General features: G+C 73.7%; 23 protein-coding genes and 1 pseudogene. 12 read left to right on the top strand and 12 right to left on the bottom strand.

What is annotated here, in order from left to right:
* The first annotated feature begins 432 nt into the window (after nucleotides 1–432).
* The 5 genes from ABZ934_RS00570 (at nucleotide 433) to ABZ934_RS00550 (ending at nucleotide 5,381) form a co-directional block, all read left to right on the top strand.
* The gene (locus ABZ934_RS00570) at nucleotides 433–1,494 is read left to right on the top strand and encodes an SDR family NAD(P)-dependent oxidoreductase (RefSeq protein WP_361306988.1); all 1,062 of its coding nucleotides are present in this window, start codon (nucleotides 433–435) and stop codon (nucleotides 1,492–1,494) included.
* 60 nt (nucleotides 1,495–1,554) lie between these two features.
* Nucleotides 1,555–2,010 (top strand): SRPBCC family protein, encoded by a 456-nt coding sequence (locus tag ABZ934_RS00565; protein WP_361306986.1) that lies wholly within the window; start codon nucleotides 1,555–1,557, stop codon nucleotides 2,008–2,010.
* Nucleotides 1,997–3,589, top strand: coding sequence for an NAD(P)/FAD-dependent oxidoreductase (locus ABZ934_RS00560; RefSeq protein ID WP_361306984.1), 1,593 nt, complete (start codon nucleotides 1,997–1,999; stop codon nucleotides 3,587–3,589). The genes ABZ934_RS00565 and ABZ934_RS00560 overlap by 14 nt, the downstream gene beginning before the upstream one ends.
* Nucleotides 3,590–3,714: 125 nt before the next feature.
* Entirely contained in the window at nucleotides 3,715–4,941 is a 1,227-nt protein-coding gene (locus tag ABZ934_RS00555) for a PP2C family protein-serine/threonine phosphatase (RefSeq protein WP_361308634.1), read from the top strand.
* A gap of 77 nt (nucleotides 4,942–5,018) precedes the next feature.
* Nucleotides 5,019–5,381: an STAS domain-containing protein gene (locus ABZ934_RS00550; protein WP_361306982.1), complete on the top strand. Its 363-nt coding sequence runs from the start codon at nucleotides 5,019–5,021 to the stop codon at nucleotides 5,379–5,381.
* 31 nt (nucleotides 5,382–5,412) lie between these two features.
* Here the strand turns inward: ABZ934_RS00550 and ABZ934_RS00545 are convergent, their stop codons facing one another.
* The 3 genes from ABZ934_RS00545 to ABZ934_RS00535 are packed head-to-tail and all read right to left on the bottom strand — an operon-like array spanning nucleotide 5,413 to nucleotide 8,011.
* Nucleotides 5,413–5,913, bottom strand: coding sequence for a YfcE family phosphodiesterase (locus tag ABZ934_RS00545; RefSeq protein ID WP_361306980.1), 501 nt, complete (start codon nucleotides 5,911–5,913; stop codon nucleotides 5,413–5,415).
* Nucleotides 5,914–5,928: 15 nt separating this feature from the next.
* Nucleotides 5,929–7,131: an amidohydrolase gene (locus ABZ934_RS00540; protein ID WP_361306978.1), complete on the bottom strand. Its 1,203-nt coding sequence runs from the start codon at nucleotides 7,129–7,131 to the stop codon at nucleotides 5,929–5,931.
* 28 nt (nucleotides 7,132–7,159) lie between these two features.
* The gene (locus tag ABZ934_RS00535) at nucleotides 7,160–8,011 is read right to left on the bottom strand and encodes an SDR family oxidoreductase (RefSeq protein ID WP_361308632.1); all 852 of its coding nucleotides are present in this window, start codon (nucleotides 8,009–8,011) and stop codon (nucleotides 7,160–7,162) included.
* Between the two features lie 326 nt (nucleotides 8,012–8,337).
* On the opposite strand from ABZ934_RS00535, the gene pgm reads away from it, so the two are divergent.
* From pgm to ABZ934_RS00515, 4 genes are all read left to right on the top strand, one after another.
* A complete protein-coding gene (gene pgm, locus ABZ934_RS00530; RefSeq protein WP_361306976.1) occupies nucleotides 8,338–9,978 on the top strand; it encodes a phosphoglucomutase (alpha-D-glucose-1,6-bisphosphate-dependent) in 1,641 nt (546 codons plus the stop codon).
* A 70-nt stretch (nucleotides 9,979–10,048) separates the two neighbouring features.
* Nucleotides 10,049–10,933, top strand: coding sequence for an oxygenase MpaB family protein (locus tag ABZ934_RS00525; RefSeq protein WP_361306974.1), 885 nt, complete (start codon nucleotides 10,049–10,051; stop codon nucleotides 10,931–10,933).
* Between the two features lie 112 nt (nucleotides 10,934–11,045).
* Entirely contained in the window at nucleotides 11,046–11,312 is a 267-nt protein-coding gene (locus ABZ934_RS00520; RefSeq protein WP_361306972.1) for a DUF4235 domain-containing protein, read from the top strand.
* A gap of 58 nt (nucleotides 11,313–11,370) precedes the next feature.
* The gene (locus ABZ934_RS00515; protein ID WP_361306970.1) at nucleotides 11,371–11,556 is read left to right on the top strand and encodes a CsbD family protein; all 186 of its coding nucleotides are present in this window, start codon (nucleotides 11,371–11,373) and stop codon (nucleotides 11,554–11,556) included.
* Nucleotides 11,557–11,620: 64 nt separating this feature from the next.
* Here the strand turns inward: ABZ934_RS00515 and ABZ934_RS00510 are convergent, their stop codons facing one another.
* The gene (locus tag ABZ934_RS00510; protein ID WP_361306968.1) at nucleotides 11,621–12,205 is read right to left on the bottom strand and encodes a DUF5133 domain-containing protein; all 585 of its coding nucleotides are present in this window, start codon (nucleotides 12,203–12,205) and stop codon (nucleotides 11,621–11,623) included.
* Between the two features lie 142 nt (nucleotides 12,206–12,347).
* Nucleotides 12,348–12,752, bottom strand: coding sequence for an ATP-binding protein (locus tag ABZ934_RS00505; protein ID WP_361306966.1), 405 nt, complete (start codon nucleotides 12,750–12,752; stop codon nucleotides 12,348–12,350).
* A gap of 92 nt (nucleotides 12,753–12,844) precedes the next feature.
* Here ABZ934_RS00505 and ABZ934_RS00500 point away from each other — a divergent pair.
* Together ABZ934_RS00500 and ABZ934_RS00495 are read left to right on the top strand one after the other, a co-directional pair.
* A pseudogene (locus ABZ934_RS00500) lies at nucleotides 12,845–13,246 on the top strand (GAF domain-containing protein); the annotation flags it as partial.
* Nucleotides 13,247–13,383: 137 nt separating this feature from the next.
* On the top strand, nucleotides 13,384–13,521 hold the full coding sequence (locus tag ABZ934_RS00495; protein WP_361308747.1) for a hypothetical protein: 138 nt from the start codon (nucleotides 13,384–13,386) through the stop codon (nucleotides 13,519–13,521).
* Nucleotides 13,522–13,582: 61 nt separating this feature from the next.
* Here ABZ934_RS00495 and ABZ934_RS00490 read toward each other — a convergent pair whose 3' ends face one another.
* Nucleotides 13,583–14,143, bottom strand: a complete 561-nt coding sequence (locus ABZ934_RS00490; protein WP_361306964.1) for a hemerythrin domain-containing protein — start codon at nucleotides 14,141–14,143, stop codon at nucleotides 13,583–13,585.
* Between the two features lie 166 nt (nucleotides 14,144–14,309).
* On the opposite strand from ABZ934_RS00490, the gene ABZ934_RS00485 reads away from it, so the two are divergent.
* Complete coding sequence (locus ABZ934_RS00485) at nucleotides 14,310–15,545, top strand: aromatic acid exporter family protein (protein ID WP_361306962.1); 1,236 nt, start codon at nucleotides 14,310–14,312, stop codon at nucleotides 15,543–15,545.
* 97 nt (nucleotides 15,546–15,642) lie between these two features.
* Here ABZ934_RS00485 and ABZ934_RS00480 read toward each other — a convergent pair whose 3' ends face one another.
* From ABZ934_RS00480 to ABZ934_RS00455, 6 genes are all read right to left on the bottom strand, one after another.
* Complete coding sequence (locus tag ABZ934_RS00480; protein ID WP_361306960.1) at nucleotides 15,643–15,909, bottom strand: GlsB/YeaQ/YmgE family stress response membrane protein; 267 nt, start codon at nucleotides 15,907–15,909, stop codon at nucleotides 15,643–15,645.
* Between the two features lie 16 nt (nucleotides 15,910–15,925).
* Nucleotides 15,926–16,459, bottom strand: coding sequence for a type 1 glutamine amidotransferase domain-containing protein (locus tag ABZ934_RS00475; RefSeq protein ID WP_361306958.1), 534 nt, complete (start codon nucleotides 16,457–16,459; stop codon nucleotides 15,926–15,928).
* 545 nt (nucleotides 16,460–17,004) lie between these two features.
* Nucleotides 17,005–17,166 carry a hypothetical protein gene (locus tag ABZ934_RS00470; protein WP_361306956.1) on the bottom strand — a complete coding sequence of 54 codons (162 nt, stop codon included), beginning with the start codon at nucleotides 17,164–17,166 and terminating at the stop codon, nucleotides 17,005–17,007.
* Between the two features lie 98 nt (nucleotides 17,167–17,264).
* Entirely contained in the window at nucleotides 17,265–17,483 is a 219-nt protein-coding gene (locus ABZ934_RS00465) for a hypothetical protein (RefSeq protein WP_361306954.1), read from the bottom strand.
* A gap of 205 nt (nucleotides 17,484–17,688) precedes the next feature.
* Nucleotides 17,689–18,195, bottom strand: coding sequence for a hypothetical protein (locus ABZ934_RS00460; protein WP_361308630.1), 507 nt, complete (start codon nucleotides 18,193–18,195; stop codon nucleotides 17,689–17,691).
* A 173-nt stretch (nucleotides 18,196–18,368) separates the two neighbouring features.
* Nucleotides 18,369–18,755 carry a VOC family protein gene (locus tag ABZ934_RS00455; protein ID WP_361306952.1) on the bottom strand — a complete coding sequence of 129 codons (387 nt, stop codon included), beginning with the start codon at nucleotides 18,753–18,755 and terminating at the stop codon, nucleotides 18,369–18,371.
* Nucleotides 18,756–18,837 lie beyond the last annotated feature (82 nt).

Here is an 18,837-nt window from a genome sequence, read left to right as displayed (position 1 = left end):
CGCCCGGGAGCGCCGCCCGGCTGCAGCCCGGCCGGCATCCGGGCCTCAGCCCCACGCGGGTCCGCGCCGAGGGCCTTGGCCGGGCCCGGCCCCAGCCCCGGGGGGCCGCCCTCGCCGGGCCCGGCACCGGCGGCATTCCGGCGCAAACCCTGGAAGGGGCCTGCCCCCGCCCAAGCCCGGCCGGGACCCCGCCAACGCCCCACAGGGACCCGCAGGGCCCCGCCTCCCCCCGTAGGGGCCCGGCTCCGCCCCGGGGCTGGGCACCCCAGGGGGGCCGGGGTGCGGCGCACCGGCCACCGGCCGGACCGGCGCGGGACGGCTTCGGCGGGGCCGCGCGAGGCCGGGGTGCGGCGCACCGGCCACCGCCGGACCGGCGCGGGACGGCTTCGGCGGGGACGCGCGCCGTCGGTAGGCATGAATCACGCCGGACCGGTGAGACGCCCCGGTGTGAAGCTCAAGAACCGTGTCGTCGTCATCACCGGGGCGTCCAGCGGCATCGGCCGCGCCACCGCCGTGGCCTGCGCCCGGCGCGGTGCGCACGTCGTCCTCGCCGCCCGCAGCACCCGCGAACTCGACCGCGTGGCGCGGCGGTGCCGGCGCGCCGGTGGGCAGGCGCTCGCCGTTCCCACCGACGTGACCGATCCCGCGGCCGTGACCGCCCTCGCCGCGGCGGCCACCGCCCGCTTCGGGCGGATCGACGTCTGGGCCAACGTGGCCGGGGTGGGCATCCTCGGCCGGTTCGACCAGACGCCCCCCGAGGAACTGCGTCGCCTCCTGGACGTCAACGTCCTCGGCGCCGTCAACGGCGCCCGGGCCGCGGTCCCCGTCATGCGCCGACAGGGCGAAGGCATCCTGATCGACGTCGCCTCCCTCCTCGGCGCGGTGGTGCAGGCCCCGTACATGTCCGGCTACGCCATGTCCAAGGCGGCCCTCGTGACCTTCGGCGAAGGGCTGCGCGCGGAACTGGCGCTCATGGGGGCGGACGGCATCCGCGTGTGCACGGTGCTGCCCGCCGGCGTGGACACCCCGTTCTTCCGCCACGCCGCCAACCACACCGGCCGTGAACTGCGCTCCCTGCCGCCCGTGGCCACGCCCGAGCGGGTCGCCCGCGCCCTCGTCTCCGCGATGCGCCGCCCCAGGCCGCGCCTGCTGGTGGGCCCCTACGCCCGCTCCCTGGCGGCCGCCCACACCCTCGCCCCCGGCCCGACCCGTCGTGCGCTCGCCTGGCGCACCGAGCACGCGTACCTGGGCCCCGCCGGCACCGCGCCGGACGCCCCGGGCACCCTGCACGCACCGTCGGGGCGGTCCGCGGCGGTCCACGGCGGACGCCACAGCGGCCCGCGCACGGCGGCCCGGCGGACCGCGGCGGCCGCCGCGGCGGGCTGCGCCCTCCTGCTCGGCGCCCGCGCCGCCGCCAGACGCCGGTGCGGCGCCGGCCACGCGCAAGCCGTACGCACGGGCCTCTCCGTCCCGCCCGGACCGCATGCCGTATGAACCCCGGCGCCCGGGGTAGGCGCCGGACACCGACGCGCCAACGAGCCCCCTGGAGGAGCCATGGCAGTGCAGCACCGGCTCATACGCCGTCCGCCCGCCTGGGTGTGGGACATCCTCAAGGACGGCAGCCGGTACGCCGACTGGGTGGTCGGCACGCGGGAATCCTGGGAGGACGGCGGACACTGGCCGATGGAAGGCGCCACCCTCGGCTACCGCATCAAAGTCGGCCCGATCACCTACGAGGGACAGACCGTCGTCCGCGTCTGCGCGCCACCGGACCGGCTCGAACTGGAGGCCATGGCCGGCAAGGGCGGCAGCGCCCGCATCGCCATCGAGATCAAGCCCTGGGGCAACGACACGCTCGTCATCATCGACGAACACCCCCTGCGCGGCCGCAACGGCTCCTTCCACAACGCCGCCATAGACCTCCTCGTCCAGCTGCGCCACCGCACCATGCTCGGGCGCCTCTCCAAGGCCGTCGAATCCAAGGGAGCGCGGCCCGATGACGACTCCTGACGCGGTGGTCATCGGCGCCGGCCCCAACGGTCTGGTGGCCGCCAACGTCCTGGCCGACGCGGGCTGGCGGGTCGTCGTCCTGGAGGCGGCCCCCGAACCCGGCGGGGCGGTCCGCAGCGACCGGGGACTCCACCCCGACTACGTCCACGACCTGTTCAGCGCGTTCTATCCGCTCGCGGCGGCCTCCCCCGTCATCCGGGACATGCGCCTGGAAGAGCAGGGACTGCGCTGGAGCCGAGCCCCCGCCGTCGTCGCCCACCCCCTCGAAGACGGCCGTTGCGCCGTCCTCGGCGCCACCGTCCACGACACCGCGGCCTCCGTCGAGGCCTTCGCCCCGGGGGACGGAGCCGCCTGGGAGCGGCTCTACGCCCTCTGGGAGCGCACCGGCGACGACATCCTGGGCTGCCTGTTCACCCCCTTCCCGCCCGTCCGCGCCGGTGTGCGACTCGCGGCGCGGCTGCGCGCGGCGGAAGGGCTGCGGTTGGCCCGCAGGATGCTGCTGCCCGCCCGCCGACTCGGCGAGGAGGAGTTCGCCGGCGAAGGCGGCCGGCTGCTGATCGCGGGCAACGCCCTGCACGCCGACCTCGGTCCCGAATCGGCCCTCGGCGGCGGCTTCGGCTGGCTGATGTGCATGCTGGGCCAGGCGTACGGCTTCCCCGTGCCCGTCGGCGGCGCCCAGGCACTCACCGAGGCCCTGGTACGCCGCCTGGAGGCGCGCGGCGGCACCCTGTACTGCTCGCGGGCGGCCACCCAAGTCGTGGTGCGGGGCGGCCGAGCCGTCGCCGTGCGCACCGTCGACGGCGTCGAGATCCCCGTCCGCCGGGCCGTCCTCGCCGACGTGCCCGCGCCGCTCCTGTACGAGCGGCTGGTCGGGCCCGAGCACCTGCCCGCGCGATTGCGCGCCGACCTGCGGCGCTTCCAATGGGACTTCGCCACGGTCAAGGTGGACTGGGCCCTGTCCGGGCCGATCCCCTGGCGGTCCGAGGGGGCCCGGCGCGCCGGGACCGTACATCTCGCCGAGGGCCTGGACGAACTGACCCTCTTCTCGGCGCAGATCGCCATGAGCCGGGTGCCCCGCGTCCCGTTCGTGGTGCTCGGTCAGATGACCACGGCGGACGCCGCCCGCTCGCCCGAGGGCACCGAATCGGCGTGGGCTTACACCCACGTCCCGCAGGCCGTCGTCGGTGACGCGGGAGACGACGGCCCGGGCGCCATCACCGGCAAGTGGGACGAACGGGAGAAGGAGGCGATCGCCGCCCGCGTCGAAGCCCAGATCGAACGCTACGCCCCCGGCTTCGGTGCCACCGTCCGGGCCCGCCGCGTCCTCGCGCCCCCCGACCTGGAACGCCTCAACCCGGCCCTGATCGGCGGAGCCGTCAACCAGGGCACCACCAACCTGCACCAGCAACTGCTCTTCCGCCCGGTGCCGGGCACCGGCCGCCCCGGCACTCCCGTCCGCGGCCTCTACCTCGCCTCCGCGACCGCCCACCCCGGCGGCGGTGTGCACGGCGCCCCCGGTGCCAACGCCGCCCGTACGGCCCTGCGGTCCCTCAGGCTCCGGGGCAGCCCGGCGTCGTGAGCGGTGCCCTGGAAGGCGGGGCCGCTCACCGTGTGCTGCACTGAGGCTGTGACGCGGTGACCTGGGACGCGGACGACGCGGGAGAGGACTTCGTGACGATCGAGCGCGAGCGGGGCGGCCGGAGCATGCTCATGGGCCTGCTGGCGGCGAGCCACCTCATGCCGATGGAACTCGTACCGGAGCAGGCCCGCGTCCACGGCGCTTACGCCGGATTCACCGAAGTGTGCGTCTACGTCGCCGACGTGCAGGGCAGAGTGCTGCGACTGCTCACCGGCGAGGGACTGGACGTGCCGACATCCCCCGCCGCAGCGGCCGAGGCCGAGGTGCCTATCGAGGGCACCCTGGCCGGCCGCTCCTACCAGTACGGCGAGATCGTCCCGGTGACCGGGCGGGACGGCCTCCAGTGGTGGGTGCCCATGCTGGACGGCACGGAGCGGCTGGGCCTGCTCAGGCTGACCACCTCGTACGCCGACGACCTGGCCCGGGAGGACGCCGAGTCCCTCGCCTCGCTCCTCGCCCTGCTGGTCGTCACCAAGCGGGACCACAGCGACTCCTACGCCCGCCTGGTGCGGACCGCGCCCATGAACGTCGCGGCGGAGATGCAGTGGCACCTGATGCCGCCGCGCACCTACGCGGACGGCCGGGTGGTGATCGCGGCCGCCATGGAACCCGCCTACCAGATCAGCGGCGACGCTTTCGACTACGCCATGGCCGGCCCGGTGGTGCACCTGTCGATCTTCGACGCGATGGGGCACGACACCGCCGCCGGACTGGCGGCGAACCTCGCGGTCGGCGCCTGCCGCAACTCCCGGCGCCAGGGAGCGGACCTGGTGGGCACGAGCGAACGGGTCGAGGAACTGCTGATCGAGCAGTTCCGCCACGACTCCTACGTGACCGGCATCCTCGCCGACCTCGACACCGCGACAGGCGAGCTGACCTGGGTCAACCGGGGCCACCATCCGCCCCTCGTCATCAGGGGCGGGCGGTGGACCAGCCAATTGGCGTGTCCGCCCGCCCACCCCATGGGCACCGACCTCAAACTGCCGGTGACCGTGTGCCGGGAGCAGTTGGAGCCCGGCGACCGGCTGGTGCTGTTTACCGACGGCATCACCGAGGCCCGCCGCCCCGGCTCGAACGAGTTCGGCCTCGAACGGTTCACCGACTTCCTCATCCGCCGGCACGCCGACGGGCTGCCGGTCCCGGAGACCCTGCGGCGCCTCACCCAGGCGGTCATGGACCACCACGAGGGCCGCCTCAACGACGACGCCACGATCCTGCTGTGCGAATGGCTGGGGCCCACACCGGCGCACACGCGCGAGGCGGCGGAACACACCGGCACGGCCGACGGGTGACAACCGGTGTCAGCGGAGCGACAGCCCGAAGCCCGATCCCGGCACACCCGTCCCGGGAGCCCGTCAGGAGTCAGCCCGTGAACCACAGCGTCCTGCGCCTGAGCGTCCGTGAGTCGGACGGGCCCCGGCTGGTCGCGGCGCTCGCCGGCGCCATGGACTGGCACACCGCCCCGCAACTGCGCGAGGAGACCACGCGTCTGATCGCGGCCGACCGGCGGCTCGTCCTGGACGTCTCCGCCGTCACCTTCTGCGACTCCTCCGGCCTCAGCGCTCTCGTACAACTGCGTCGCCGGGCCCTCGACGCGGGCGGGTCGGTGGTTCTCGCCGGCGTGCCCGCCCACCTGCTGAAACTGCTGGAGATCAGCGGCCTGGGCCCGGTCTTCCTCGGGGACGGCGCCGAGGAGCCCGAGGAGCCCGACGGCCCGCACGACCTCTGGTGAGACCGGGCGCGGAGCCGTCCGTGTCAGGCGATCAGCGCGGCGGCAACCGGTGCAGCCGTACGTCGGTCAGCTCCCCGTCGGCGGCCAGGGCCGTCATGTACGTGTGGAACGGCTGACGGCGCCGGTCGGTCGGGGAACCGGGGTTCAGCAGCCGCAGACCCCCGGGGGCGGTGGTGTCCCAGGGGATGTGGCTGTGGCCGAACACCAGGACGTCAAGGTCCGGGAACCGCCGGGCGCACCGCGCCTCCCGCCCCGCCGCGCCCCCAGTCTCGTGCACCACCCCCACGCGGACGCCCGCCAGCACCACCCGCGCCACCTCGGGCAGCCGCTCGCACAGCGCCGGGCTGTCGTTGTTCCCGTGCACCCCGACCAGTTCGCGGGCGTGCGCCGCGACCAGCGCGTAGGCCGCCTCGTCGACCCAATCACCGGCGTGCAGGACGACGTCCGCCCGCCCGAGCTCCTCCACCAGGGCGGCCGGGAGCGTCTTCGCACGGGTGGGCAGGTGCGTGTCGGAGATCAGCAACAGGCGCATGCCGCCACCGTACGGTCACGCTCCCGTGGCGGCCTGCTGCCGCAACTGCGCCCAGGCCGTCTCCTTCAACGTGGCGTCCAACAGCACGTCCGCCGCCGTGCAGGCCAGCGCGCGCGCCGAGGCCAGCATCGCCCGCCGCCCCCGCGGGTCGGCCGCGGCGAGCGCGAACCCGGGAGTGTGATCGGAACCCGACTCGTCCATGATCGCCACGAACGGGTGGATGGCCGGGACCCGGTGGCTCACGTCACCGATGTCCGACGAGCCCAGGTACACCCCCGGCGCCGGATCGCCGACCGTGACCCCGGCCCGCCCGATGTGGTGGGTGAACCGGTCCGACAGCGCCCGGTTGTTGCGGAAGTGCCGGTAGCCGGTACCGACCGGGGTGACCTCCGCCTTGGTGCCGGTCGCCCTGGCCACCCCTTGGGCGCAGGAGTCGAGTTCCGCCGCCAGTTCCTCCAGCGCGCCCGTCGTCGCACCGCGCAGGCCGAACAGGCCTTCGGCGTAGGCGGGGACCACGTTGGTGGACTCGCCGCCGTCCGTCACGATGCCCTGGACGTGCGAGCCGGACGGCAACCGCCGGCTGAGGACGGCGGTGGTGTTGAACAACTGCACCAGCGCGGCGAGCGCGTCGATGCCTTCGGTCGGGTTGCCGGTGGGGTGGGCGGCGCGGCCGTGGAAGCCCACCCGGATCTGGCGTTGCGCCGTCAGCGGCGCCCAGGCCCAGCTGTGGACCCCCGGATGGAACATCAGCGCGGCGTCCACGCCGTCGAAGACGCCCGCCGACACCAGTTCCACCTTGCCGCCGCCACGCTCCTCGGCCGGGGTGCCCACCGCCAGCACCGTGCCCCCGCCGTCCCCGAGCACCGCCCGTACGGCGGCCGCCGCACCCAACCCGGCGGCCGCGATCAGGTTGTGGCCGCACGCGTGCCCCAGCCCCGGCAGCGCGTCGTACTCCATCAGCAGGGCCACCCGGGGCCCCTCCCCGCTTCCCGACCGCGCCACGAACGCGGTCGGCAGTCCGGCCGTGCCCCGTTCGACGGCGAAGCCCTCCCGCTCGAACTCCGCGCTCAGCAGCGCGGAGGAGCGGTGCTCCGCGTAGGCCGTCTCGGGGTCCCGGTGCAGTGCGCAACTGACGTCCCACAGCCGGTCGGCGCGCCGGTCCACCTCCTCGTCGATCCGGGCGTACAGGGCCTCGTCGGCCTCTCGGTCGTGTGACACATGTCCTCCGATGTCAGGGGAGCGGCGCTCAGGGGAGCGGCGTACCGCCGGTGGCGTTGAGGATCTCCGCCGTGATGTAACCGGCTCGGCTCGACGCCAGGAAGACGTAGGCCGGGGCCAGCTCGGCGGGCTGGGCCGGGCGGCCCAGCGGCGACTGGGCGCCGAACTCGCTGGTGTCCGGCATCGTGGCCGGGATCAGCGGGGTCCAGACCGGCCCGGGCGCGACCGCGTTGACCCGGATGCCGTCGGACGCCGTCATCTGCGCCAGCCCCTGTGTGAAGGTCACGATGGCGCCCTTGGTCATCGCGTAGTCCAGCAGCGGGGGACTCGGCTTGTACGCCTGGACCGAGGTGGTGTTGATGATGCTGCCGCCCGACGGGATGTGCGGGAGCGCCATCTTCGAGAGCCAGAACATCCCGTAGAGGTTGGTGCGCACGACCCGGTCGAACTGCTCGGTGGTGATCGCGGAGATCCCCTCCGGCTGGGCCATCTGGTAGGCGGCGTTGTTCACCAGCACGTCGATCCGGCCGAACTCGGTCACCGCCCGCTCCACCACGGCCCGGCACTGCTCCTCCTCGCGGATGTCACAGGCCACGGCGACCGCCTTGCGGCCCGCCTCCTCCACCAGCCGCTCGGTCTGCCGGGCGTCTTCCTCCTCCTCGGGCAGGTAGGTGAAGAGCACGTCTGCGCCCTCGCGGGCGTACGCGATCGCGACCGCCCGGCCGATGCCGGAGTCACCGCCCGTGATCACGGTCTTGCGGTCCTCCAGCAGGCCGTGGCCCCGGTAGGACGTCTCGCCGTGGTCGGGTACCGGATCCATCGATCCGGTCCGTCCCGGGTGCTCCTGTTCCTGCTGCGGGAATTCCGGGCGGGGGTACATGGTGGTGGGGTCAGGGGCCCCGTTGCTGCGTTCCACGTGGCACAACCTCCTCGAAAAGCGCTCCGACGCCCCGTTTTCGGGGGCCGGCCGGAGCGCGCGGACCCTGCCGCGCGTGCCCCGGCACGCTGCGGCTAACCACTGACCGCCGGCCCAAACCCGGACGGAGACGGCGAACGCGGCCGGTAGGAGTCGTCCCCGCTGGGTAGGCCGTGTGGGGGGCGGATCGGAGCGGCGGGGCGCGGGGCCCGGCCGTGTCCGCCCCCGGCACGACCATGGAGCGGCGCGGACCCCGTGGGGAGTCCGACCGGTAACGGAGGAGCGAACGGATGCCGAACGAGCGAGCGGGACAGCAGGCGCGAGCGGAGGACCTCATCGACGTGTCCCGGCTGGTGACCGCGTACTACGCCCTGCACCCGGACCCCGCCGATCCGGCGCAGCGCGTCGCCTTCGGTACCTCGGGACACCGCGGATCGTCCCTCGCCACGGCCTTCAACGAGGACCACATCGCCGCGACGAGCCAGGCCATCTGCGAGTACCGGACCCGTCAGGGCGTGGAGGGCCCACTGTTCCTCGGCGCCGACACGCACGCGCTGTCCGAACCCGCCCGGGTCACCGCCATCGAGGTGTTCGCCGCCAACGGGGTGGACGTCCTCATCGACACCGCCGACGGCTACACGCCCACGCCCGCGGTATCCCACGCCATCCTCACCCACAACCGGGGACGCACCGGCGCCCTCGCCGACGGGGTCGTCGTCACCCCCTCGCACAACCCGCCGGGCGACGGCGGGTTCAAGTACAACCCTCCCCACGGCGGCCCCGCCGGATCGGACGCGACCGGCTGGATCCAGGACCGGGCCAACGAGATCATCGCCGGCGGCTCGAAAGAGGTGCGGAGACTGCCGTACGCGCGGGCCCTCGCCGCCCCCACCACCGGCCGGTACGACTTCCTCGACACCTACGTCCGCGACCTGCCGTCGGTGCTCGACCTCGATGCCGTCCGCGCCGCGGGCGTGCGCATCGGCGCCGACCCGCTCGGGGGCGCCTCGGTCGCCTACTGGGGGCGCATCGCCGAGGAGCACCGCCTGGACCTGACCGTCGTCAATCCGCACACCGACCCCACCTGGCGGTTCATGACGCTGGACTGGGACGGCAAGATCCGGATGGACTGCTCCTCCCCGTACGCCATGGCCTCGCTGATCGAGGGGCGGGCCCGGTTCGACGTCACCACCGGCAACGACGCCGACGCCGACCGGCACGGCATCGTCACCCCGGACAGCGGGTTGATGAACCCCAACCACTACCTCGCCACCGCCATCGACTACCTCTACCGCCACCGCGAGGGGTGGCCGGCCGCCGCGCGCATCGGCAAGACCCTCGTCTCGTCCGGGATGATCGACCGGGTGGCGGCCGACCTCGGCCGGGAGCTGGTGGAAGTCCCCGTCGGCTTCAAGTGGTTCGTGGACGGACTGGCCGACGGAACCCTCGGATTCGGCGGCGAGGAGTCGGCCGGCGCCTCCTTCCTGCGCCGTGACGGTTCGGTGTGGACCACCGACAAGGACGGCATCCTCCTCGCCCTGCTCGCCTCCGAGATCCTCGCCGTGACGGGTCAGAGCCCGTCCGAGCGGTACACCGGGCTCACCGCCCGGTTCGGCGAGCCGGCGTACGCCCGCGTCGACGCCCCGGCCACCCGGGAGGAGAAGGCCGTCCTCGCCCGGCTGTCCCCTGAACAGGTCACCGCGGACACACTGGCGGGCGACGCGGTCACCGGCGTGCTCACCAGCGCCCCGGGCAACGGCGCGGCCTTCGGCGGGATCAAGGTGACCACCGACCACGCCTGGTTCGCGGCCCGCCCCTCGGGCACCGAGGACGTCTACAAGATCTACGCCGAATCGTTCCGCGGCCCCGAGCACCTCGCCGAAGTCCAGGAAGCGGCGCGCTCGGTGGTTGCCGCGGCGCTGTCGGCCTGATCCCGGTGCGAGCCGGGCGGTCCGGGGGCTCCCCGTCGGCCCGGCCGCGCGGGAGGATGGAGGCGTGAACATGTCCGAGCGGCCGGGCCAGGGCCTGCGGGAGCGGGTCGGCACCAGCCTGTTCAGCCACGTGGCCGGGCCCGCGGGCCGGCAGAACCGCGCCCGCATCCACGGCACCCCCGGCCCCCGCTGGTTCGGCCCCGAACGGCCCATCCGCACCGTCCACGGGGACGCCTCCATGTTCATCGGCGGCCTGAGCGCCCTCCTGCTGCAGTCCCTGCACCCGCGAGCCATGGCCGCCGTCGCCGCACACTCCGGCTTCCGCGGCGACCCCTGGGGCCGCCTCCAGCGCACCAGCACCTTCCTCGCCTTCACCACCTACGGCACCGCCGAGGACGCCCAGCGCGCCGTCGACCACGTGCGCGAGGTGCACGAACGGATCAGGGGCACCACCGCCTCCGGGGAGCCGTACCACGCCGCCGACCCGCACTTGCTGTGCTGGGTGCACGTGGCCGAGGTCGACAGCTTCCTCCGTGCCCACCAGCGGTTCGGCGCCCACCCCTTGGACGGCGCCGGTTGCGACGCGTACGTGGCCGACGCGGCCCGGGTCGCCCGGGCGCTCGGCGTGCCCGATCCACCGCGCGACCGTGCCGCCCTCGCGGCCCGGCTCGCCGCCTACCGCCCCGAGCTGCGCGCCACACCGGAGGCGCGGGACGCGGCGCACTTCATCCTCCGCGAGCCCCCGCTGCCGTGGGTCGCCCGCGGCCCCTACGCCGTCCTGGCCTCGAACGCCGTCCGGCTGCTGCCCCCGTGGGCCCGCTCGCTGCTGGGTCTGCGCGCCGTGCCCTACCTGTCCGACGACCTCGTACGCCTGTCCGGCCGGGCCTTGACCGGGACGGTCCGGTGGGCGATGGGGTCCCTCCCGCCCCGCGAGGAACCCGGCGGGGCGGGCTGAGGGCGCGCGAATCCCGGCGGGGACCCGGGCTTAACCGGGCGGCGGCGGGGCAGACGCCGCTGCGGAGGTCGCTCCGGAGACCATCACGGGGCCGACGGAAGGAGCGCGGACGGTGAACAAGGCCAAGATCGCCTACAAGCCGGTGGGACTGGCGCTCGGCGCCGGCGCCGGCATGCTGGCGGGCGTGGCGTTCAAGCAGGTCTGGAAGCTGGCGGGCCACGAGGACGACGCCCCGAACGCCACGGACGAGGGCAGGGCGTGGCGCGAGATCCTGCTCGCCGCCGCCGTGCAGGGGGCGATCTTCGCCGTGGTCAAGGCCGCGGTCGAACGCGGAGGGGCCACCGCCGTACGACGTGTTTCGGGCACCTGGCCCGCCTGACGGGCCGGCAGACCCTGACGACGCACCCACTCGAATTCGAGCCGAGAAGGAGGTCACCATGGCCGGCAAGGGCGGAATGGACAAGGCCAAGGGCAAGATGAAGGAAGCCGCGGGCAAGGCCACAGGCAACGACCGGATGGCGGCCGAAGGCAAGATGGACCAGGCCAAGGGAAAGGCGAAGAGCGCGCTGGAGGACACCAAGGCCAAGGCCAAGGGCACGAAGGGCGCCAAGGGTTCGCTCTGACCCCGGCACGACCCGACGGCGAAAGGGCTCCGCCCGGCACACACCGGGCGGAGCCGTCGTCGAATCAGCCCTCTGTCGTGTCGGTCCTTTTCGCCACCACGGATTCGATGCCACGGGCGGCCTCGCCGGGCCCCGGGCCGGTCTCGATCAGCGCCTCGGCGGCCCTGAGCGCGTCGTGGGGCGTTCTGCGGCCCATCATCACGCACAACGTGTACGTGGCGTCGTCGAGTCGGCTCTGGAGCGTGAGGTCCTCCGGGGCGCCCAACACCTCGCGGCGCAACGAGCGGTAGCGCGCGACGTGCTCGCGCAGCGCCTCGGGTCCGGGCAGCAGCCGCGCCCCGGGCCCGTGCTCCGGCCCGGAACGGGCGCGGCGCATCGCCGTGCGCAGGGCCTGCCGGACCTCGGTGGGCTCGTCCCGGCCGGAGAGCAGTGCGACGGCCGCCTCGCAGCTCTCCTCCACCGTGGCGCCCGCTTCCTCCGCGGCCGCGATGAGCAGCCGCCGGGCCGTATCGGCACTGCAGGGGACCAGGGCCATGAGGACGCCCGTCGCCCGCTCCGTGCGGGCCCGCGCCGCCATCGTGGCGCCTGCGGAAGGGTCACCGGCCGCCGCGGACGTCCGGCGGCGGTGGGGTGTCGGTGTCTCGGTCATCCGCTCGTCGCCTCCGCTTCTCCTGCCGTTACACGCCAGACTGCCCGGTATCGGGCAACCCGTATCCCGGTATGCGGTCAAATCGCGGTCAGTGGTGGGTTCCGGCCGGTTCGGAGGGCACTCGGGAGGCATTTCCAGTGTGTCACTCCAGGGGAATCCGGGCGTGGATCGTCTTGCCCCCCTCCGGGGTCGGCCGGATCACGACGGATTCGGTGAGGCGGTGGACGAGGGTCCACCCCCAGCCGCCCCGCCCCGCGTGGTCCGGCCGGCGGGGCGTGGGCGGGTGGGGGCTGGTGTCCGTGACGTCGATGTCGATGGCGTCCGGGTGGAGCGTCAGGCTGAGCGTGCAGGGACCGTCGGTGTGGCGCAACGCGTTGGTGACCAGTTCGGTGACCAGCAGCAGCAACGTGTCGGGGGCCGGGTCCGGTACGGCACGGCCGTGCTCCTTCGCGTCGGCCAGAAAGCGGTGTGCGGTGTCACGGGCCACGGCGTTCGCCCCCGGCTCCGGGGTGAGCGTGACGTGGTGCCGGGTGAGTGCGATGTCCATGGCGCGGTCTCCCTGCTGGCGCCGTCGGTGTCCCGCTCACCCGCCTGCCCGTCGCGCGTGCGGGCCATGTGCCGCGCGTGCGGGTACTTTTCATGCCACCTCCTTCGGCGATGCCGCACCGATCCGGTGGGACACTCAGCGCCGCCGACGCGGCCGGCGTCATGCTGGTCTCGGCGCGCGGCGGCCTGCGCAGCATGGCCGTCAGCGACCGGCAGACCGCCTTCACCGAGATGTTCCAGCTCCGGACCTCACAAGGTCCCAGCGTGGAAAGCTGGAAAACCGGGAGGACCGTGCGGGCGCCCGACCTCGCCGCCCAGGCGACCGTATGGCCGGATTTCGTGCCGCTCGCGCGCGCGGCCGGCTTCGTCGGCGCCTACGCCGTGCCGATCGAGATCCGTGGGCAGGCCATGGGCGCCCTGAACCTCCTCACCCGGCAGAGCGTGGCCCTTCCGGAGGGCGAACTGGCCCTCCTCAGCGCCCTGGCCCGGGTCACGGCCACCGCCGTCATGCAGTGGACGGCGGACCCGCTGCGACCCCCAGGACATCCTCACCCGCAGCCACGCGGCCCTCGCCGGAAAGGCCGCCCTGGACACCGGCCGTCGGCATGCTGGCGGCGGCCGGGGAACCGACGGTGTCCGAAGCGGCGGCCGCCCTGCGGCGCTACAGCCACGACATGCGCAGCCGCCCCGTCGACACCGCGCACGCCCTGCTCCACCGCACCCTCGCCCCCGCCGAAGTGCTGAGCCGTTCGGCCGCTCCGCGCACCTGACCCGCGCGCACGGCGCCAGGAGACCGGGACAACCGGTCTCCGGGCGCCGTGTCCGGGAGCGTCAGTCCTTGCCCCGTCCGCTCATCGCGTCGCGCAGCCGGTCGACCAGGCCCACGCCGGGAGCGAGCAGCTTGTTGGCCGGCGGCTTGTCGGGCGCGGAGGGGTGCGGCCGGGTCGGCGCCATCTTCTTCGCCTGGCGCACCTTGTCGCCCAGCTTGTTCAGCATGTCCGGCGTACAGGCCGCACGCAGCTGCGGGAACAGGTTGTTCTCCTCGTCGGCCACGTGGGCGCGGATCTCCGCCATGAGCTTGGTCATCAGGGCGTCGAAACGCGGGTCGTCCGCGTCGCAGCCCTCCAGGTCCTTCATGGTGCGCTCGGCCATCGCGTGGTCCTCCAACTCCTTGTCCGCGATGCTGTCGCCCTCGGGGAGGTGCTCGCGGACGGCCGGGTAGAGGTAGGACTCCTCGGCCACGGAGTGTCGGACCAGTTCCATGATGACCTGGTCGGCGTAGTGCTTCCTGCGCGCGTCGCCCGTCGGCAGCTCCTGGATGTTGGTGAAGAGCTCTTCCACCTCCTCGTGGTCCGTGGTCAGTTCCGCGATGACGTCGCCGCCGTGTCCCATACGTCTCTCCTTGCTCGTTCAACCGGTCCGGTCCAGGCCACCCAGTGAAGCGCCGCACGGTGAGCGGTCGGCGGATTGGTCCTCACGTAGCGTGTCGTGACATATCCGGTGTGTACCGCTCGTGCCGCGCGGCGTTGATCTTCACGTGAAGGGGAAAGGGCGGGTCATGTCACTCTCTGCTCCACTGCGTCAGCTGGTGCGCCGGCACCGGGAGCCCGCCGTCGTCCAGACCGTCCGCTCCACCGCGGCCGCCGTGATCGCGTACGTCGTCGCCTTGCGGCTCAGCGGTGAACCCGCCCCGCTGACCGCCCCGCTCACCGCGCTGCTCGTCGTCCAGGTCACCCTCTACTCGACCCTCACCACCGGCATCCGCCGGGTGAACTCCGTGGTGGCCGGGGTGCTGCTCGCGATCGGGTTCAGCGCACTGGTGGGGCTGACCTGGTGGAGCCTCGGCCTGATCATCCTGGTCTCGCTCACCATCGGCCCCCTGGTGAAGGCGGGCGAGTTCGTGCCGGAGGTGGCGATCAGCGCGATGCTGGTCCTCGGCGTCACCCGGGTGGCGGACACCGCCTGGGACCGGGTGTTGGAGACCTTGATCGGCGCCGCCGTCGGCCTGTTGTTCAACGTCCTGTTCGTGCCGCCCGTCTGGGTCGGGCCGGCCAGCGAGGCGATCACCGACCTCGCCCGGCGGATGCGGGCCCTGATGACGCACATCACCGACGAACTCGAAGAACACATCCCGGTGGAGAAGGCCGCGGCCCGCCTGCACGAGGCGCGCCGGCTGGACAACGACATCGCCCAGGTCGACGCCGCGCTGCGGCAGGCGGAGGACAGTCTGCGGCTGAACCCGCGCGTGCGCGAGGGGCTCCTGTTCCGCCTGGTGCTGCGCACCGGGCTCGACACCCTGGAGATCTGCGCGGTGGTGCTGCGCGTCTCGTGTCGGACGCTGACCGATCTGGCCCAGGCGCGGCCCGCGCAACCGCTCTTCCAACCGCACATCGCGCAGGCGCTGCGCGAGCTGTACGCGCACACCGCCGTCGCCGTCGAGAGCTTCGCCCAGTTGATCACCGCACAGGTCAGCGCGAACGCCGAGGAGGCCGAGAGCCGGCTTACCGAGGAGCTGAAGACCGCCCGCGTGAGCCGGGACCGGCTCGCCGACCTGTTGCTGGAGGAAGTCCGGACCCATGCCGGCCAGTGGCAGCTCTCGGGCGCACTGCTCGCCGAGGCGGACCGGGTCCTGGACGAACTCGGTGTGGAGAAACGTTCCGAGCGGCTCATCGAGGAGCTCGACCGGCACTCGCGGATGCGCCGCGAGCGCTTCCCCCGGTTGCACCGCCTGGCCGGCCAACTGCGTGGCCGCCCCGGAGCGGAGGAGGGTCGTCGGCTGCTGCGCTGGTGGTGACGGGAGACCGGCGGGGACACCGGATACGGCTCCGGGGCCGGACCGACGCGAGCCGGCCCCCACACGAGGGCGGGGGCCGGCTCGGAGCGGGACGCCGTCAGGCGCGCCGGCGCCCGGCGATCAGCCGGTAGATCAGGAGCACGATGACGGAACCGACGACGGCCGCGATCCACGTCGAAAGGTGGAAGAAACCGTTGATCGAGTTCACCCCGAAGATGACCTTGCCGAGCCAGCCGCCGAGCAGACCACCGACGACGCCGATCACCATCGTGATCAGACAGCCACCGGGGTCCCGCCCCGGGGTGATGGCCTTGGCGATGAGCCCGGCCAGGAGGCCGATCAGAATCCAGGCGATGATGCCCATGCGGACACGTGTCCTTTCAGCGGTTGAACTCGGTCAGGAAGGTCTTGCAGAACACCGGCAGGTCATCCGGCTTGCGGCTGGTGACGAGCGTGTTGGGGCCCGCCGTGCACACCTTCACGGCTTCGTCGACCCACGTACCGCCCGCGTTCTCGATGTCCGTGCGCAGGCTCGGCCACGACGTCAGCGTGCGGCCCCGGACGCGGTCCGCTTCGACCATGGTCCAGGGCGCGTGACAGATCGCCGCGACCGGCTTGCCCGCGTCGAAGAAGCTGCGTACGAGGGCCACCGCTTCGGCGTCCGTCCGCAGCGCGTCCGGGTTGGCCACGCCACCCGGAAGGACCAGTCCGTCGAAGTCCTCGGCCGAGGCCTGGGAGACGACGAGGTCGACGGGGAAGGTGTCCGCCTTGTCGAGGTGGTTGAACGCCTGGACCTGGCCCGGCTCGGTGGAGACCAGTTGCGGGTTTCCGCCGGCGTCGATCACCGCTTGCCACGGCTCCGTGAGCTCGATCTGCTCGACGCCCTCCGTAGCCGTCAAAAACGCCACGCGCATGGGACGGTCCTTCCTGTGCGAATCGGGTCGAGATGTGTATTTCGGCTTTCGTTCATCGCCCCTTGCCGGACGAGGGGCATCTCAAACCAGCTGATTTCGCGTGGGGAAGCGGGTGATCCTGCCGGTGGCCGCGTGCCGGGCCGGCGCGCCGGGCGGCCGATGGGCCCGTGCGGGAGGGGGAGGGGGAGGTGACGGCCGGCGGGGTGCGGGCGCGGCGGCGGACGGCGAGACGGGCGGTGTGCCCAGGAGGCGTTCTTCGTACCGCCCGAGGGCGAGCACGACGGCCAGCAGGGCGGGGGGAGTGAGCAGCGCGACGGCGAGCATGGGAGTCCTTTGCGTCGGACGGGCGTGTCCCTGACGCGCGTGCCCCGTCACCCTTTCCGAACGCACCCTTGGCGGGACGGTTTCGTCCGGCCGTCGGTCCGGTGGCGCGGATCGCCGCGGGTGTGCGGGCCCTCCTGGGGCGCCACCGCGTTCGGGCGGCCCGGCCCGGCCCGGCGCTTCGGCACGGGGCGGCGCCCGGCCTGAGACCGGCCCGGACCTGGCTACGGCCGGCAGTGGCGTCGGTGTGCGAGGAGGGCGGCGGCCGCCGCGAGCGCCGCGGCGGCCGCCAGGACAGTCCGCCGGCTGTCCTGGAGGGAGAGGGCGAGCTGGGTCGCCTTCTCGCGGGCCGGCTGGGGCGGTACGTCCTCGTTCGGCTGTCGCACTGGGTGGCCTTCCTCTCGTATGTCCGCCCTCACATGGGCCCTCACATCGACCCTCACGTCGGCCGGAACGCGGCGCGGCCCCTCACCGGGAGCCGGGCTCAAGGGGGCGACTCCGCCCAGGACTCCGGCCCTGGGCCGCGCCAGTCCACGAGCTCGGGATCGGTGAGGTCCAGTTCCTCGGGGTCCTGCATCCCGGCCGCGCTGAGGAAGACGAGGATGTCGGACGGCTTGTGGGCCACGCCGATGGCGACGCCGTCGTAGCGGACCCGGCGCCAGCCGTTCTCGTCGGGAGGGTAGATGACCAGTCGGGCGGACATGCCCCCATCCTCGGTCCTGACGCCGCGTGCGGCGCCCGCAGTCGCGCGTACGGGTGGACGGCCGGGGGACGCGCGACACCCCCGGCAGCCGGAATCCGGGCGGGGTGCGGTCTCCGTCGCGGCCGGGTCGGCCAAGACCGCACCCCGCACGGCCGCCCCTACCCGGCGCGGCCCCCCGGAAACGGCCGTCCGGGACGCGCCCCGCTCAGCCCGCCAGCGCGGTGTCCGCGCCGAGGCAGTCCAGCAGCCCGGGGCGGTGCAGGTCCGCTATCGGCGCCAGCAGATCCGGGTGTCGCAGCAGCGCCGCCGCGTCCCGGTCGCCCGCCGCGGGCTCCGTCAGGCGGCGGAAGGCCACCGGGACGGCGTCGGCGTGGTCCGTCCCCGCCAGCGCGGCCACCGCCGCCGCGGCCAGCGACGGCGTGGTCAGCAGACAGGCCGCCCAACTGGCCACGACCTCGTCGACCCAACTGCGCCACCCGTACTCCCGCTCGTGCTGATCCTCGGAGGGGGCGTCCGCCCCGCTGATCCAGTCCAGGCGGCCGGAGCCGCCCGGCCCCGTCAGCGCGACCAGCTCCGCGTCGAGGTCCGTCGGATACCGCAGCCAGGCGGCGACCGTGACGGCCTGCCGCGCCTGGGCCTCCGCCAGGCCGCGCTGGAGAGCGCCGGCGCCGGCCGGGTAGGCGCGGGTCAGCCAGTGCGTCGTCGCCGCCATCAGCGGGGACAGGGAGGAGTCTGCGGGCACGGGTGACCATCCGGGCGAAGAGGAAGAAAGAGTGAATCGTCACGATAACGGCCGCATCCATCCCATTGGAATGGCCTGCTCCGGATCGTGGCGTACGCCACGGGCGCCACCGCCCGTACCTCTCCCCGCTGCCCGGACGGGCCTCAGACGCGCAACCGCAACGGATGGTCCTCGGGTACCTCCACGACGGCGATCCGCACGCCGTCCGGGTCCTCGATCCACATCTCGATCAGCCCCCACGGCTCGCGCAGCGGCGGACGCGCCACCACGACACCCCGCCCCAGCAGTTCCCCGTACGCGGCCTGTACGTCCGCGACCTGGAGCCACAGCCGCAGACCCGGCGCCGGCGGGCTCTCGGCGCGACCCGACACCTCCAGGAACCCGCCGCCGAGGAAGTAGACCGTCCCGCGCTCGGGCCCCGTACCGAACTCCCGGTACACGGCGAGGCCCAGCGCCCCGCCGTAGAACGCGCGCGAGCGCTCCGGATCGGTGGGGCGCAGCAGGACCCTGCTGCCCAGTACGTGCACCATGCCGACGAATGTAGGGCCCGACCGGCCCCGTGCGGGGGCGGGACGCGCGTACCCGGGAGTATCCGGGGCGCAACCGGGCAGA

This window comes from Streptomyces sp. NPDC046557 (assembly GCF_040645975.1).
Lineage (GTDB): Bacteria > Actinomycetota > Actinomycetes > Streptomycetales > Streptomycetaceae > Streptomyces.
The sequence above is the reverse complement of the archived record's forward strand: the minus strand, read 5'-3'. Positions and strand labels throughout refer to the sequence as shown.

Coding starts and splice junctions, on each gene's coding strand:
- ABZ934_RS00565 (WP_361306986.1), top strand. CDS start 1,555: ATGGCAGTGCAGCACCGGCTCATACGCCGTCCGCCCGCCTGGGTGTGG.
- ABZ934_RS00560 (WP_361306984.1), top strand. CDS start 1,997: ATGACGACTCCTGACGCGGTGGTCATCGGCGCCGGCCCCAACGGTCTG.
- ABZ934_RS00555 (WP_361308634.1), top strand. CDS start 3,715: ATGCTCATGGGCCTGCTGGCGGCGAGCCACCTCATGCCGATGGAACTC.
- ABZ934_RS00545 (WP_361306980.1), bottom strand. CDS start 5,913: ATGCGCCTGTTGCTGATCTCCGACACGCACCTGCCCACCCGTGCGAAG.
- ABZ934_RS00535 (WP_361308632.1), bottom strand. CDS start 8,011: ATGTACCCCCGCCCGGAATTCCCGCAGCAGGAACAGGAGCACCCGGGA.
- pgm (WP_361306976.1), top strand. CDS start 8,338: ATGCCGAACGAGCGAGCGGGACAGCAGGCGCGAGCGGAGGACCTCATC.
- ABZ934_RS00525 (WP_361306974.1), top strand. CDS start 10,049: ATGTCCGAGCGGCCGGGCCAGGGCCTGCGGGAGCGGGTCGGCACCAGC.
- ABZ934_RS00515 (WP_361306970.1), top strand. CDS start 11,371: ATGGCCGGCAAGGGCGGAATGGACAAGGCCAAGGGCAAGATGAAGGAA.
- ABZ934_RS00510 (WP_361306968.1), bottom strand. CDS start 12,205: ATGACCGAGACACCGACACCCCACCGCCGCCGGACGTCCGCGGCGGCC.
- ABZ934_RS00505 (WP_361306966.1), bottom strand. CDS start 12,752: ATGGACATCGCACTCACCCGGCACCACGTCACGCTCACCCCGGAGCCG.
- ABZ934_RS00490 (WP_361306964.1), bottom strand. CDS start 14,143: ATGGGACACGGCGGCGACGTCATCGCGGAACTGACCACGGACCACGAG.
- ABZ934_RS00485 (WP_361306962.1), top strand. CDS start 14,310: ATGTCACTCTCTGCTCCACTGCGTCAGCTGGTGCGCCGGCACCGGGAG.
- ABZ934_RS00480 (WP_361306960.1), bottom strand. CDS start 15,909: ATGGGCATCATCGCCTGGATTCTGATCGGCCTCCTGGCCGGGCTCATC.
- ABZ934_RS00475 (WP_361306958.1), bottom strand. CDS start 16,459: ATGCGCGTGGCGTTTTTGACGGCTACGGAGGGCGTCGAGCAGATCGAG.
- ABZ934_RS00465 (WP_361306954.1), bottom strand. CDS start 17,483: ATGTCCGCCCGACTGGTCATCTACCCTCCCGACGAGAACGGCTGGCGC.
- ABZ934_RS00460 (WP_361308630.1), bottom strand. CDS start 18,195: ATGGCGGCGACGACGCACTGGCTGACCCGCGCCTACCCGGCCGGCGCC.
- ABZ934_RS00455 (WP_361306952.1), bottom strand. CDS start 18,755: ATGGTGCACGTACTGGGCAGCAGGGTCCTGCTGCGCCCCACCGATCCG.